Source organism: Sphingobacterium sp. HSC-15S19, from assembly GCF_050433745.1.
Taxonomy (GTDB): domain Bacteria; phylum Bacteroidota; class Bacteroidia; order Sphingobacteriales; family Sphingobacteriaceae; genus Sphingobacterium; species Sphingobacterium siyangense.
Genome location: NZ_JBNPWQ010000006.1, coordinates 157,072 through 171,896, shown reverse-complemented (window position 1 = coordinate 171,896; position 14,825 = coordinate 157,072). Strand labels below are relative to the sequence as shown.

Genomic DNA, 14,825 nt, shown 5'->3' with positions numbered 1-14,825 from the left:
AGCAACAGTGTTGCATTTAAGTGTTATTGTTTTTACATTTGTGAAAACGAAATTACTATGAGCAGCATTTCCCAAAAAACTAAATTGCCTGTCACCGTTTTAAGTGGATTTTTAGGCGCAGGAAAAACAACACTATTGAATCATATTTTACACAATAAGGAGGGTAAGAAAGTGGCCGTCATTGTGAATGATATGAGTGAAGTGAACATCGATGCACAGGCTGTTGAGCGCGAAAATGTACTTTCGCGAACGGAAGAAAAATTAGTAGAGATGAGCAATGGATGTATTTGTTGTACATTACGGGAGGATTTGATGGTGGAGGTGGAGCGACTAGCGAAAGAAAACCGCTTTGATTATCTTCTTATCGAAAGTACTGGTATTTCGGAGCCTATCCCTGTTGCCCAGACATTCAGTTATGTTGGTAATGATAATGCGATTGACCTGTCTACATTCAGTTATATTGACACCATGGTAACAGTTGTGGACTGTTTCAACTTTGCCAAAGATTTTGGAAGCGCCGACACCTTATTAGATCGGAAATTAACGGATGACGACTATGATAATAGGGCGATCGTAAATCTGTTGACTGATCAGATCGAGTTTGCGAATGTTATCATTCTGAATAAGGCCGATCTGGTATCTGAGGAAACTTTGGGTACCCTGGAGGCTGCAATTGGGCGGCTCAATCCAGGTGCAAAGCGTATCCGTACACAATTTGGACGCGTTGATCCCTGGGAAATTATGGGTACGGGCTCCTTTAATTTTGATGAAGCTTCATCTTCGGCAGGGTGGATCAGGGAACTTGAAAATGAACATACACCCGAAACAGCAGAGTACGGTATTTCATCTTTTGTCTTTCGATCGCAACGGCCCTTCCATCCACAACGACTGCACCATTACCTCAACGAGCGCTATCCGCACAATATCATACGAGCTAAAGGTCTCCTGTGGTTGGCCTCCCGCCCGCATTTGGCCATTAGCTTTAGTCAGGCAGGCGGTAGCGTAAGGTTGGAAAGTGCAGGCTCATGGTGGAGTAGCATGCCCGAAGAGCAGCGTTATCAGTATCCCAGTTATGCCGAAATCAGACCTGAACTTCTTAAACGTTGGCATCCCGAGTGGGAAGATCGAAAAAATGAATTGGTATTTATAGGTCAGGATCTGGATAAAGAAAAATATCTGGCGGAGCTGGAAGAATGCCTGTTGACCGAAGAAGAAGGCGATGACTGGCGTTTTACTTGGTGGAAAGACGAATTTCCTAAAAATATTTAAAACTATTTGCGATCTGCACCGGTTAAAAAAGTAAGTAATGTAGGTTAGATATTGTATTTTTCAAAGGTCAGGGGTTGATTTCCTGGCCTTTTTTATGCTGAATTGTGAGATCTTACCAGGAAACTATGCTGAACCTTTATCAACCCGAACATCTAAAAAAAACAAACTTTTTTTGTGTTATGGTTGTGTTAAGATAGAAAGTTAGCTACGATTAAAAACAGGCGTATGGGTTTGTCAAAATATCGCGAAAAGCGTTCCGCAGGAAAAACACCGGAACCCTTTGGAGGAAGATCAAGCGGAAAGGAGTTGCGTTTCGTCGTGCAGATGCATGATGCTTCGCATCTGCATTATGATTTTCGGCTTGAAATGAACGGGGTGCTCAAAAGTTGGGCGGTTCCCAAGGGGCCATCTATGGACCCATCTATCAAACGCTTGGCCATGATGGTTGAAGATCATCCTTACGATTACCGGAATTTTGAAGGTATCATACCAAAAGGACAGTATGGTGGTGGCACAGTGATCGTGTGGGATGAAGGGAGCTATGAAGCTTTAGCTCCTGAGACAAATGATATTGTAAAAATGGATAAGAATCTTCGACATCAGCTTTATAGCGGAAAGCTCAAATTCAGATTGTTTGGAGAAAAATTGAAGGGAGAATTTGCTTTGGTAAAAGCATATGGAAGAGGGGGGAATGAATGGCTACTGATGAAGTTGGAAGATCAATATGCAACACGCAAGGATGTCATAGCAAAGGATAAATCCGTATTGTCGGGAAAGACGATAACGGAAATTGAAAAATCGCCCGATAAAGTCTATGGACAGCCTGTTGTTAAAAAGAATAGCATATCAAAAAATAAAAGCAAAAAAAGTAGGAATGCTGCTGAAATAATCAGCAACCAGTTGGAAGAAGTGCCTAAAAAGAAAAAGGCTGAGACGCAGAAACAAGCGTATAATATCACCGACTTGCTAAAGAAATTACCGAAGCAGGTCTTTTATACTACGGTGCAGCCCATGCTGGCGACGCTGATCGACAAGCCTTTTGATGATCAAAACTGGGTATACGAGGTGAAATGGGACGGTTATCGTGCTTTGGCCTTTATGAAAAATGGCAAAATAGAACTAAAATCCAGAAATGACAAAAGCTTCAATGAAAAGTTTTATCCAGTATATGATACCCTGAAAAGCATCGCGATCAATGCCATACTCGATGGTGAGATCGTTGTATTGGAAAAAAATGGAACGGCCAATTTTGCGGCCCTACAAAACTGGAGAAGTGAGGCGGATGGCGATTTGGTATATTATGTATTTGATATCCTTTGGTACGATGGAAAAGATCTAAAAGGTCTTTCGCTATTGGACAGAAAAGCGATTTTAAAGGAGGTAATGCCGCAAAACGATTTGATTTTATTGAGTGAACATTTCGATACATCGGGCGTTGGATTTTTGAATGAAGCCAAAAAACTCGGTATAGAGGGGATTATGGCCAAACGCAAGGAAAGCGTTTACCATATACATGAGCGTTCATCTGACTGGTTGAAAATCAAGGCTAATAGGCGTCAGGAGGTTGTTATTGGCGGTTTTACAAAGAACGAAGGCTCCAGCAAACTGTTTAGTAGCCTATTGGTAGGCCTATATGAAGGTAAAAAGCTTATTTATACCGGAAAGGTCGGAACAGGATTCAGTGCAAAATTACAACAAGAGCTGATGGCGCAGTTCAAACCCTTGGTCACAAAAAATAGCCCGTTTGATGACGAACCCGATATCAACAAATCCTCACGATTTAGACCCAGCCCTCCTCATGCCGCTGTCACCTGGCTACATCCCAACCTGGTTTGCGAAGTGAGCTTTACAGAAATGACCGTTGACGGCGTTATGCGACATCCCTCATTTGACGGCATGCGTAACGATAAAAATGCCAAAAAAGTGATTCTGGAAGAAGAACAGTCCGCTATTGATATTCTCGACGAACAATCAAAAGAGGGAGATGGGATGCGAAAAAATAGTAAGAAAGGCAGTTCGGATAAGAAAAACTATAAAACAATGCTAAACCCCAAAGACAAAACCCAGGTTCAGAAGGTAAATGGACATGAGTTAAAATTTACCAACCTCGATAAACTATTTTGGCCTGACGAAAAGATCACCAAGCGCGATTTAATTAATTACTATGAGCAGGCTGCACCTTTTATTTTACCATACCTTAAAGATCGACCACAAAGCATGAATCGATATCCAAATGGTATCAAAGAAGAAGGGTTCTATTTCAAGGATGTTACTGATACAGCACCGGAATGGGCAGAAACCTATCTTTACCAAAGCGAGGCCGATGGCCGTGATCGGCATTATCTGGTCGGAAAAGACGAGGCTACATTGTTATATATGGCTAATCTTGGCTGTATTGAAATGAATCCCTGGAGTAGTACCGTCGGAAAACCGGATAATCCGACCTTTTGTATCATTGATCTGGATCCGGATAAAAATACATTTGATCAGGTTATTGAAACCGCCCAGCTCACCAAACAACTTTTAGATGATATGGCGGTACCTTCGTATTGTAAAACAAGTGGTTCCACTGGACTTCACATATATATACCATTAGGAAATAAATATAATTACGATCAGTCCAAGGAGTTTGCGCATATTATTGTCACCCTGATTCATGCGGAGCTACCCGACTATACCAGCTTAGAGCGAACTGTTCGTGCTCGGAAAGGTAAAATGTATCTTGATTTTCTTCAAAATAGACCACATGCTACCATTGCTGCAGCATATTCAGTACGTCCCAAGCCTGGAGCGACAGTGTCCATGCCATTATATTGGGATGAAGTTAAAAAAGGGTTGAAAATTAGTGATTTCACTTTGTTTAATGCGATTGAAAGAATGCATGAGCTGGGGGATATCTTTAAACCTGTATTGGGGAAAGGGATCGATCTGAAAAAAGTAATTGATACACTCTCAAAAAAATAGTATTGATATAACCTGAATATAGAAACTCATTGACCGATCTATTCGGTGAAATATAAGTAACGAGATTGTCAGAATAATCATTAGTTATTTAGAATAGTTTTAAATAGATAACTTTGGATGTATATTTGGAATGCAGAAAAGCTATACCTTTTAACTGCATACTGATTTTATATTGAACGATTATTGTTAGCTAGATGAATAAAGTAGAACTGTTTGAAAATGAGCGCGCAAGTGGCTATGACCAATTTGTTGAGAGCTGGATTCCTAATTACCATTATTTTTTAGATCAGCTGCCAAAGCTCCTCCGAGAAACTGAAAATAAGGATTTATTGGTGGTAGGATGTGGCACAGGAAATGAAATAGAACGTTTTGTTGACACAGCAGAATCTTGGACAATAACCGGGGTAGATCCGTCGCCTGAGATGATTAGTCAGGCCCTGGAAAAATTTGAAGCGGACGAGAATGTTCATCTTGTCGAAGGTGTGGTAAGTGATTTGGACGAAGAGAAACAATATGGTGCTGCGACGCTTTTGCTTGTATTACACTTTTTAGAAGACAATGGCGAAAAATTAGTTCTGCTCCAAGATATTTCTAAGAGAATGATGTCGCAAGCACCCTTGTTATTATTAGATATTACGGGCAATAAGGAGCAGATTCAACAAAACTTGCAGTTGTTGAGACTTCTTCTGCCCAAGGGGATAGATGAAATACAGGTCGCTCAAAGATTGCGAAGAATCGAGCATGAATTGTTGCATGTCTCGGAAGAACGATTAGCCGAGCTCTGTGAGGAAGCCGGATTTGAACCTCCTGTTCGATTCTTTCAATCATCGATTTATATGGGGTGGATAACCCGAAAAAAAGATATTATTTCCTTTTCTTAGCAAAGGGATTGAAGGAAAGCCCTGCATTAATATAAAACGAAGGATCGGGACTTGCTTCCCATACATAATCGCGCTGGGTTTTGTTTTTTTCAAATACGCGTGCACGAGGTATGGTTTTTAGTCCTGATTTAAGGGTAGCAATAAAAGATCGGCCTAGGTTATGTTCATAAGTCAGACCCGAATTGATCTCCATCTGACTGAAGGTATATACTTTTTCAGCGCCCTGAAAGTTATAGAGGTAGAAGATCGTACTATTTAAATCGGAACCTATTGAAACGCGGCCATTCCGTAAGACCTCTTTTCGAAGGTAGGCTCCTTTAGGTAAGATGACATCAAGTATCATCCCATTGGCAAATTGTTGCTTGTAGGCAAAGGTTGGGAAAACCGGAATAATGGCTGCCGGATCTATAAAGCCGATGAGGCCCACCGCCATTTGAATCTCCCGCGTAGCTTTTAGTACCACAGTAGCAGATAATATCCCATTAATGCGTTCTATTGCTTTTTCACTTCCATTGGCAGCAATCGTTGCGGTATAAAATGCTACTTTGCCCCATAAACGTGAATAACGGGTAAGATTAAGTGATTCGTAATGATAATGATATTGATGGGTTGACTGTATGGTGGATTGTGCGATGGGGTCTAAACGATTGGAGTTGACAGAAGTGAACTGATAGCCAATATTGGTACCCAAGTTCCAGGTTCTGCTCTTTAAAAAATTAATGTTGATACTACCTCCGGCTTGGTACATCGATTCTACTTTTGTTTTAGGTAAATCCTGACCTTGGAGTTTTGATGAATAACTGTATCCTGTATTGGATTCATAGGTCAAATTGAGAACCCGTGTTATGGGGAATTTGTCGGTAACAACAGCCCTCACTTTTTGCTGTACGCTATCTTTAGTCTGTGCGATTGAAGTGGATATACGAAACAATAGTACAAACACTAAAAGTATTTTTTGCATAAATGTATGATTAAAATCATTGTAAGGATAGCCGAAATTTGTAGGTGGGATTTTTTTTTTAGACCAACAGGTCTTGTTTTTATACAAAAGTCCAATTTAGGGGAACAGTGAAAAGGAACGTTAAAAATCATCTCCCAGTTTTTGTATAAAAAAAACAGGTCTTCGTATAAGAGATCGGATTCCTGCCAAGAAAAGCTTTATTTTTGTTATTTAGGTTAAAATCATTCTAATGCATGCAAGACTTCAATAATAGCATTGTTTTAAGGTATTTTACAGAAAATAAATTCAGGCCACTGCGACATGTGTTTTTTCTGATCGGTTTACTGTTGCTCTTTGCAAATGCAAATTCGAGTTCTCATTTTCAAGGGAGTTACCGGTTTTATTTTTCTATTATCCTATGGTTTGTATTCGTCTGCATGTTTTACGCCAATATGTATGTACTGATCCCAAAGTTTTTCTTTAAGGCCAAATATGAGTTATATGTCTTAGCACTGATATTGCTGGTAACAGCCAGTTTGCTGGTAGTCATGTACATTGCAAATTACATCTATTCCATTCATATTCCCGCTATAAAAAAACCGGAGTCGGACTCTATGGGGCTAATCGCCGCATTATTTATCTGTATTCCGATTATTCTGACCACCACGACATTTAAGCTTTTTAAACGTTGGTTGGAAGACAATAAGCGTATTTCTGAACTGAAAAACCTGGCTTTGACCACAGAGCTTGTTTCCTTAAAAAATCAGATTCAGCCACATTTTTTATTCAACATGCTGAACAACGTTAAAGCTTTAATTCGAAAAGATCCGAATATGGCTACCGAGGTCATCATGAAGTTATCAGATTTTCTAAGATATCAGTTGTATGAAAATAACGATGATAAGACACTTCTGAAGTCCGAAATCAACTTTATAAGCAATTTCCTGAAATTGGAGGAAATACGCCGCGATAACTTAAAAACGCGTATATCTTGCCCAATAGAATTGGAAAAAAAAGGTGTATTTCTACCGCCGCATCTATTTACGGCCTTTGTTGAAAACGCGATTAAACATAGTCTCAGCGCCGGTGATGCTGATACTTTCATCACAATCCATTTTTCTGAGACGGATCAGCAGCTTTGTTTTGAATGTGAAAATTCGAAAGATCCCGACAACTCATTTGTCCGAAGCAAATATAGCGGACTGGGATTGGCTAATGCCAAAAGACGACTGGATCTGCTGTATAGAAATGATTATGAACTTTCGGTGTCAACAACTGAGACATTATATAGCGTTAAACTTACTATTCCCTTATGAATTGCATTATTGTAGACGACGAACCCCTGGCTAGGGAGGAAATGAAAAATTTAATCGAAGAAATTTCGTCTATTCAGATAGTCGGTACATTTTCCAATGCGATATCGGCATTGGAATGTATTAAGACAAACCCGGTGGACTTGCTTTTTTTGGATATCGAGATGCCGACGGTCAATGGACTCGATTTTGCACAGTCTCTTCCAAATGACAAGCTGGTTATCCTGACGACTGCCTATGCGCAATATGCACTGAAAAGTTACGAATTGGATGCAATAGATTATCTGCTGAAACCGATTAATAAAGACCGCTTAGCCAAAGCGATCGATAAAGCAATGGCCTATAAAAAATTACTAGCGTTAAAAGAAAACCAAAGTACGGTTGAGAAGGCCAGTGAGGATGCACTTTTTATTAAATCGGATAGGAAATACTATAAAATTGCATTTACTGATATTCGCTTTATAGAAGCACTCAAAGATTATGTGGTTATCTATACCCGGAATAATAAACTGATTACTGCAATGAATTTGAAGACAATTCACCAGAAACTTCCGGTGAGCCTGTTTGCGCGTACCAGCAAATCCTATCTGATTAATTTATCGTTTATTGATTCTTTTGATAACCATACTGTTTACATCGATAAGTTTGAAATCCCGATTGGTGAGATTTATCGAGAATCTTTCTTTAAACAATATACCGGAGGGCTACTTTGATCGAATAGTTATCCTAGGCAACCACAAAGCGATCCAGAAAATCAACTTGGATACCATAACTACGTAGGAAATTTGTCAGATAGTCGACACAACACTCTTCTGTTTCGAACCGGAAAATAGCATCCTCATCATCAAGATCAACCGTGGCATCTTGTACTTGTGGAAGATGAGTTTTGACCAATTGCATCAAAAAATTTTTCTTGTCTTTGGTCTTCACAGAACTTTTAAAAATCAACACTTGCCTAACTTTCATCGCTACTAATTTATTTGCGTTCAAAATCATTTGATTCCCCAATCACCTGAGGTATCCTTACAAATTTATGTTCCTGGTGACACCGGGAAATCGATATTATACGAAAGCATTTAATTTTTATACAAAACAAGATTGAGCAGGCAGTGTACGCATGATGTACATCAAAAATAAATACCAGCGGCTATCAATTCTAAATTTCTACAGAAAGGGGAGGCATCTTTGTCAGGTGTTACAGTTAAGTAGCTTTTTAGTTTTTGAAATATGATTGCAAATTTAGTTATCCTATTTTTAAGCACGATAGTCGCTTTTTGGATCAGCGCTATCTGTGGAGGAGGGGCAAGTCTTATCCTTATACCTCTCTTGAATTTTATGTTACCTTCATCGGTCATTCCTTTCTCGTTGACTATCGGTACATTTACAAGTTCAGTCTCAAGAATAGTCGTTTTTAAACGGCATATCAACTGGAAAATCTTTTTATGGTTTGTGCCGTTTTCCATTCCAGCTGTACTATTGGGGGGATATCTGATTAAATATATCGAACCCTCTTATTTGCAGTTGATTGTCGCGTTTTTCCTTATTGGAAATATCCCCCAATTATTTGGATCAAAAAATGCGGATTTGCCATCGGAAAATAAGTATTCGAAATCTTTTTTGGCAATTATTGGTTTTCTTTCCGGCTTTATTTCGGGAATAACAGGTGCGATTGGGTTGCTGTTTAATCGGTTCTATCTGAGAATGGGCCTTTCCAAAGAAGAGATTATAGCCACCCGTGCCGCAAATGAAGTGTTTTTACATCTCGTAAAGCTTATTATTTATATTATTTTAGGTCTGTATTCTAAGGCAGCCTTGGGACTGGGTTTGGCTATTGCCATAGCAACAATAGTCTCTTCAGTGACAGTCAAATTTATATTGCCCTATGTCAGTGATAAGCTCTTTAAAAAAATAGGTTATGGCGCTATGGTGGTTTCGGGAGCAGTATTGTTGGTCGGTAGTTCGCGTAAGATTGTCGATCAGGATAGTTTGCTGATTAGCTTGGCTCATTCGCCAAATAAAACCGAGCTTACTTTGAGCTGGAGAGAAACAAATCTTGTCTTGGAATATAGTAAAGCTCATGGTCTGGAATTCGAACGATCTATTCACTGGACTGGTCTGCCGCTTCAGCTCCGGCAAAAATACTTTACCCTCAGCAAAAACCATAGGAGTATCCATATCGAAAAGGTTATGCAGTTTAGAAAAGGAGCCAGCTATGAATTTTACGCCCATAAAGAAGGTGTATTGACACGATTAGATTAGTGTTTTTTACGAGCAACATGTTTATTTTTAACGCTAATCCTCCATTATAATTAATACTAATTCTTGGTTAAAATATATAATCCACCTATTTAGTAGTTTATTGAAAAATATTCCTATATTTGAGCCGTAGAAATATTTAGTAGGAAGGATATGGCATTGGAATATTTAGCACAACAGGCACACGAACAACATTTAGATCAGGCTTTTTCGCGTAAAGAACAAATGATGATGCGTGCGTTATGTAGGCTTAAAATGTCTGATCGTGTTTTATATATCGGTGCTCATCCGGACGACGAGAACAATAAATTGTTGACCTTTTTGGCTCAGCATCAGTTGGTCGATACGGCCTATCTTTCCGTGACGCGTGGTGAGGGTGGACAGAATTTTATAGGCACAGAAAAGGGACTGGATCTAGGTGTACTTCGGGTGCAGGAATCACTTGCAGCCCGTGCAATTGAGGGAACAAAACAGTTTTTTACACGTGCTAAGGATTTTGGATTTGCAAAATCTGTCGATGAAACGCTGGCACGATGGGATGAAAACGGTGTACTTGCCGATATGGTTTGGACCATCCGTTATTTTCGCCCTACTGTAATTGTAACACGTTTTTCACCGGGTGTCCCGGACTCACATGGACATCATCAGGCTTCAGCAATTCTAGCGGCAAAGGCTTTTGATCTGGCCGCTGATCCATCAGCTTATATAGAACAGCTCTCCGAATTGGAGCCTTGGAAGGCTCGGCAGCTGTTGTGGAATGTGTATCAGGACAGTGGTGTGAAGGATATCGGTGGAGAAGTAAGGCCTTTGCCAGCATATTTTTCGCTGGATATTCCAGTGAGACACGGCTCTTTGGACTTTCATTATGGTGAGATTGCTGCAGAAAGCCGTAATAGGCATCGTTCTCAGGCCATGGGAAGTCTTGTTCGGCATCAGCCTAGCACCGAATATTTTGAATTATTAAAAGGTACACCGATCAGTTCGGAGAGACAGCCCGCTATTTTTACGCAATATACTGCTCAAGATTCTTATTCACTCGTATTTAATCGCTTGGTGGACGACCTCATTGCAAAATGTGAGTCAGATACAGCAGAACTTGTCTTGGAGCTTGGAACGATTTTATTTTGGATGAGGATTGTTCCCGATGGTCATGTTATCCATGAAAAGCGAGCTGAGGTAGAGCGTCTTCTGCTCGACTTTGCTGGTGTTTCTTTGGAAGTACAGGCTATTGAGGAACTGTGGGTACCAGGGACCGAGGTTAACATGGTCCTGAATGCGCATATCCCATCGGAATCCAATCTACAGCTGACCACGGTGAAAGTTCCATTTATTCGTAACGGAGAGCAAAAAGACTTTACTTTGTCACCTTCGAAGACGATCCATTTAAATGGTCAGCTTCTGGATACGATTTTACCTACTTTTCCAACTTGGCTTAGTGCTGAGGGCGATGCACATAACTATGCGCCGGCGTCGCCTGCTGATGTTGTATTGACACAATTTGGGACTGAATTGTCTGTTCATTTGGAACTGCAGTTTGCCGGCTTACCGATTGCGGTTAAGCTACCTGTAAAACATGCTGCTGGTCCTGTTGCAGTTGCCCCTCCGGTGACAGCAACTTTTGAGTCGGATATCGTGGTGCTCTCTAATGCAACCAAACGTTCAATTGCTTTAGAGCTGCAATCTAATACCCCCGAAGCCTTAGCCATAAAGGTTAAGCTTACGCTACCGGATGGGCTCGATGTATTTCCGAAAGAAATTGAACTCAATATAGCGGGTAATGCAACCGAGAAGCTTAGCTTTGAGTTGAGTTCGCCTGCGCAGCAAGAATATATTCAAGAGATCGGCTTTGAGATTGAGACGGCTACAGGGCGGTATCCGTTCACATCCAGAAGTATTGTTTATCCACATGTTAATCAAGTAACTTACTTTCCCAAGGGCATATTGCGGGTGCTAAATTTACCCGTGAATATTACGGCCCAGAAAGTTGCTTATATTTCGGGGATGAACGATGAACTTGCAGGGAGCTTACGCCAGCTTGTTGGTCATTTGGAGATTATTCCATTTGAGTCAATTGGGGAAATGGATCTCTCAGGCTTTGATGCAGTGGTTTTGGGAATACGAATATACAATAGCCATCCGCTAATTTCGGGATTTCATCAGCTTTTTCGTGACTATGTTGAGCAGGGCGGTGTATTGATAGGGCAGTATAATACGCCGTATGATTTGCATTTGACGGAGGTTGGAGCTTATCCTTTAGTGGTTTCCCCGGAAAGAATTACAGATACGGAAAGCCATATATCATTTTTGAACCCTTCCCATCGCATATTGAACTACCCTAATGTAATCGGACAGTATGATTTTCAAAATTGGGTGCAGGACCGGGCACTTTTTTTACCTCAAAAATGGGCTTCGGATTTTGAACCGATACTGCGTGGGCAAAATGGAGATAATCGTACGGAAGATGGGTTATTGCTACTGCACAAAAAAGGAAAAGGTTATTATATCTATAACAGTCTGTCGCTCTTTCGACAACTGCCAGCAGGAGTAGCAGGGGCATATCGTCTTTTTGCGAATATGTTATCCCTAGCTTCGCGTTAGACCAGAAGCTTGTCGGATAAAAAAATCCCCAGTGCCTATTGACTGCACTGGGGATGGTATCACTGCTATTTTATGTCGATTTTTTTTAATCCTTTTTATGGAAAAAAGACGCTTTGGGAATATCGATCACTTTTGAATCATTGACATTGTACTGAAGTTTTAAAGTGAAACCTCCTCCAGCTTCAAGGAAATCTACAGCAATTGGGTGGTAGCCTGTTTCTAGCGCAATCTGTCCGCTTTTCATAATCGGTGCATGCTGCCCGTCATTATCAACGACAAGCTGATCATGGATCCGCAGGACACCACCATCATCACAAGTAAAATAGAAATTATAGATTCCTTTTTCTTTGACGTAGAGGTATCCTCTTATTTTTGCACCAAAAGAAGGCATTTTGATGGTATCGCTTAGCGCTACATTGTTAATCACTTCCTGACGCACTTCGGGACCCGAAATGGCAGAAGTATTGGTAAAAGTTCCATTGAAAAATGTTGCCGTAAGACCCGGAACCACCGTGCTTTCATCAACTTTTATACCCTTTTTCCAAGTATCATTTTTAAAATCAACCTGATAGAGCTCACTTTTTGCACCCGAAGGCGAGATTGTCGCAAAACGAATAGGGCCTTCTTTTTTAACGACAAGAGAGCCGTTCAGCACTGCGCTTTGCTTTGTTGGAAGACTACCATCGGTGGTATAATGTATTGGATTTTGGGGAAGTTCATTCGAGACTTTTAGTGTAGATTGTCCGTCGACAATTACCTGTGTTTCGGCGAAACCGTTGAGGTCTGGCATACGATACCGTAAACCCATTTTGTTCCAGAGTCCAAAGTGTGCAATCACTCGATTTCTATAGCTATCATACAGGGATTTGTTGGTCCATACGCGTTCCGATAAAGCACTTAAACGTGGGAGGATCATAAACTCTAACCGCGCGGTTGAGGGGATCATTTCTGTCCAGATATTGGCTTGTGCACCTTGGATCAAATGTGCTTTTTGGCTGGATATATCCGAAGGTACCACGCTCATATTGTACACGGCATCTAGGCTGCTTCTATTTGGAAGGTAATCAAAATAAAGCGGATTTGTAGGTGTCATAACGACCCTGTGACCACGGTTAACAGCTTCCATAGGTGCATTTTTTACCCAACCACGCCAGTACATGACCATCATGCTGGTATCGGAACTGCCGTCCAATATTTCATCCCAGCCGATACTCTGTTTATTTTTTGAACGGATAAAATTGTTCACTCTTTTGACGAAATAACCTTGCAGATCATGTAAGTTAGGTATTTGCTTTTCTTTCATAAAAGCCTGCGCAGCTGCTGATTTTGACCAGGAGTCTTTTTCTACCTCGTCGGCACCAATGTGAATATAATGTGATGGGAATAGCTCAATGATTTCGCTTAGTACATTCTCAACAAAAGTATAACTGCTTTCTTTCCAGGGGCTGATCGGTACAGAAAATTGTTTTCCCCAGCCCGCGGACTGACTGTCCAATAGGAGTTCGGGATAGGCCTTTGTAGCTACCATCATATGCCCTGGCATATCTATTTCCGGAATGATTTCTATTTGTCGGCTGCCCGCATAAGCTACAATGTCCCTGATATCCTGTTGTGTATAATAACCGCCATATTCTTCCTCTCCGTTTGTTGTGCGGATCAATTCCTTAGGCAGATTAAAGTCGGGATTTTCCTTGGCTTTCACAAAGCAGGCAGAATCCTGATTGTTATACGTCCGCCAAGCCCCTTGTTCGGTTAGTTTGGGGTATTTTTTGATTTCTATGCGCCAACCTTGATCGTCTGTCAGGTGCAGGTGAAATTTGTTAAACTTGTAGGTTGCAAGTAGATCGATAAATTTATAAATATAATCTTTTGGAAAAAAATGACGGGCTACATCGAGTTCGACACCTCGCCATTGGAAAGCTGGCTCGTCTTTGACCGTTACATAGGGGAGAGCAAGCTTAGCTGTTGTTCCTGAGAGTAAATATAATTGCTGGATTGTCTGTAATCCATAAAATGCACCCTTTTCAGATGCGGCGATGATCTGGATACCTTTTTGATCTATGATCAATTCATACCCCTCATTTGAGAGGCCTTGATTTTTAATCAATTGCAACGTAGCGCTGGCTTTCGTTACGTTTTTTTTGTTCAGTTTCCCGAATAGGGAATGGTCGATCCATCCCGATAATGATTTAGAAGATAGGGCTGGATCAATATAGTAACCCAATTCTTGACCCTTTAGCTGAAAAAGGCCTGGCTTAGCCTCCAATTGCTGCGGAAATGGAATGAGTTGAGGAAGTGCATTTTTTTGTTGCGCAAAATTTAGTGTCGGCAGGTACAGGGCACAGGATAGGAGTAAGGTTGAGAAGATTTTATTCATGAACGTGTTTTTTGTGATTCACAAGTGTTATTAGATTTTGTTGCAATATACCAATATTTCAGGTATTGGTAGGTAATTTTAGTTGATCAATATTCCGTGAGATTATGCACGATATTCCTCTTGGCACTATTATAAATGTTTATTTGACATTTATATATTTATTCTTATCTTTAACTTGAAAATAACCTTTATTTGAATGGACCTATGTTGTGTTTATATCCTGAATA

Annotated in this window: 10 protein-coding genes; 7 read left to right on the top strand and 3 right to left on the bottom strand. The window is 40.5% G+C overall.

The window, feature by feature from the left end:
• Positions 1–57: 57 nt before the first annotated feature.
• The 3 genes from L1283_RS06795 (at position 58) to L1283_RS06785 (ending at position 5,114) form a co-directional block, all read left to right on the top strand.
• Positions 58–1,269: a GTP-binding protein gene (locus L1283_RS06795; RefSeq protein ID WP_333886024.1), complete on the top strand. Its 1,212-nt coding sequence runs from the start codon at positions 58–60 to the stop codon at positions 1,267–1,269.
• A gap of 225 nt (positions 1,270–1,494) precedes the next feature.
• On the top strand, positions 1,495–4,233 hold the full coding sequence (ligD, locus tag L1283_RS06790; RefSeq protein WP_429625966.1) for a DNA ligase D: 2,739 nt from the start codon (positions 1,495–1,497) through the stop codon (positions 4,231–4,233).
• Between the two features lie 194 nt (positions 4,234–4,427).
• Complete coding sequence (locus L1283_RS06785) at positions 4,428–5,114, top strand: class I SAM-dependent methyltransferase (protein WP_120332463.1); 687 nt, start codon at positions 4,428–4,430, stop codon at positions 5,112–5,114.
• Here L1283_RS06785 and L1283_RS06780 read toward each other — a convergent pair.
• Positions 5,098–6,075 carry a hypothetical protein gene (locus tag L1283_RS06780; protein ID WP_429625965.1) on the bottom strand — a complete coding sequence of 326 codons (978 nt, stop codon included), beginning with the start codon at positions 6,073–6,075 and terminating at the stop codon, positions 5,098–5,100. The two genes, L1283_RS06785 and L1283_RS06780, sit on opposite strands and share 17 nt — an antisense overlap.
• Positions 6,076–6,308: 233 nt before the next feature.
• On the opposite strand from L1283_RS06780, the gene L1283_RS06775 reads away from it, so the two are divergent.
• Together L1283_RS06775 and L1283_RS06770 are read left to right on the top strand one after the other, a co-directional pair.
• Complete coding sequence (locus L1283_RS06775; RefSeq protein WP_070568077.1) at positions 6,309–7,370, top strand: sensor histidine kinase; 1,062 nt, start codon at positions 6,309–6,311, stop codon at positions 7,368–7,370.
• Positions 7,367–8,080: a LytR/AlgR family response regulator transcription factor gene (locus L1283_RS06770; RefSeq protein WP_088162316.1), complete on the top strand. Its 714-nt coding sequence runs from the start codon at positions 7,367–7,369 to the stop codon at positions 8,078–8,080. Before L1283_RS06775 ends, L1283_RS06770 begins: the two co-directional genes overlap by 4 nt.
• Before the next feature lie 13 nt (positions 8,081–8,093).
• Here L1283_RS06770 and L1283_RS06765 read toward each other — a convergent pair whose 3' ends face one another.
• Positions 8,094–8,333 carry a hypothetical protein gene (locus tag L1283_RS06765; protein WP_139145043.1) on the bottom strand — a complete coding sequence of 80 codons (240 nt, stop codon included), beginning with the start codon at positions 8,331–8,333 and terminating at the stop codon, positions 8,094–8,096.
• A gap of 261 nt (positions 8,334–8,594) precedes the next feature.
• On the opposite strand from L1283_RS06765, the gene L1283_RS06760 reads away from it, so the two are divergent.
• Together L1283_RS06760 and L1283_RS06755 are read left to right on the top strand one after the other, a co-directional pair.
• The gene (locus tag L1283_RS06760) at positions 8,595–9,626 is read left to right on the top strand and encodes a sulfite exporter TauE/SafE family protein (RefSeq protein ID WP_429625964.1); all 1,032 of its coding nucleotides are present in this window, start codon (positions 8,595–8,597) and stop codon (positions 9,624–9,626) included.
• Between the two features lie 150 nt (positions 9,627–9,776).
• On the top strand, positions 9,777–12,221 hold the full coding sequence (locus L1283_RS06755) for a PIG-L family deacetylase (protein ID WP_429625963.1): 2,445 nt from the start codon (positions 9,777–9,779) through the stop codon (positions 12,219–12,221).
• Between the two features lie 85 nt (positions 12,222–12,306).
• Here L1283_RS06755 and L1283_RS06750 read toward each other — a convergent pair whose 3' ends face one another.
• Positions 12,307–14,598 carry a family 20 glycosylhydrolase gene (locus L1283_RS06750; RefSeq protein ID WP_429625962.1) on the bottom strand — a complete coding sequence of 764 codons (2,292 nt, stop codon included), beginning with the start codon at positions 14,596–14,598 and terminating at the stop codon, positions 12,307–12,309.
• Positions 14,599–14,825: the final 227 nt, after the last annotated feature.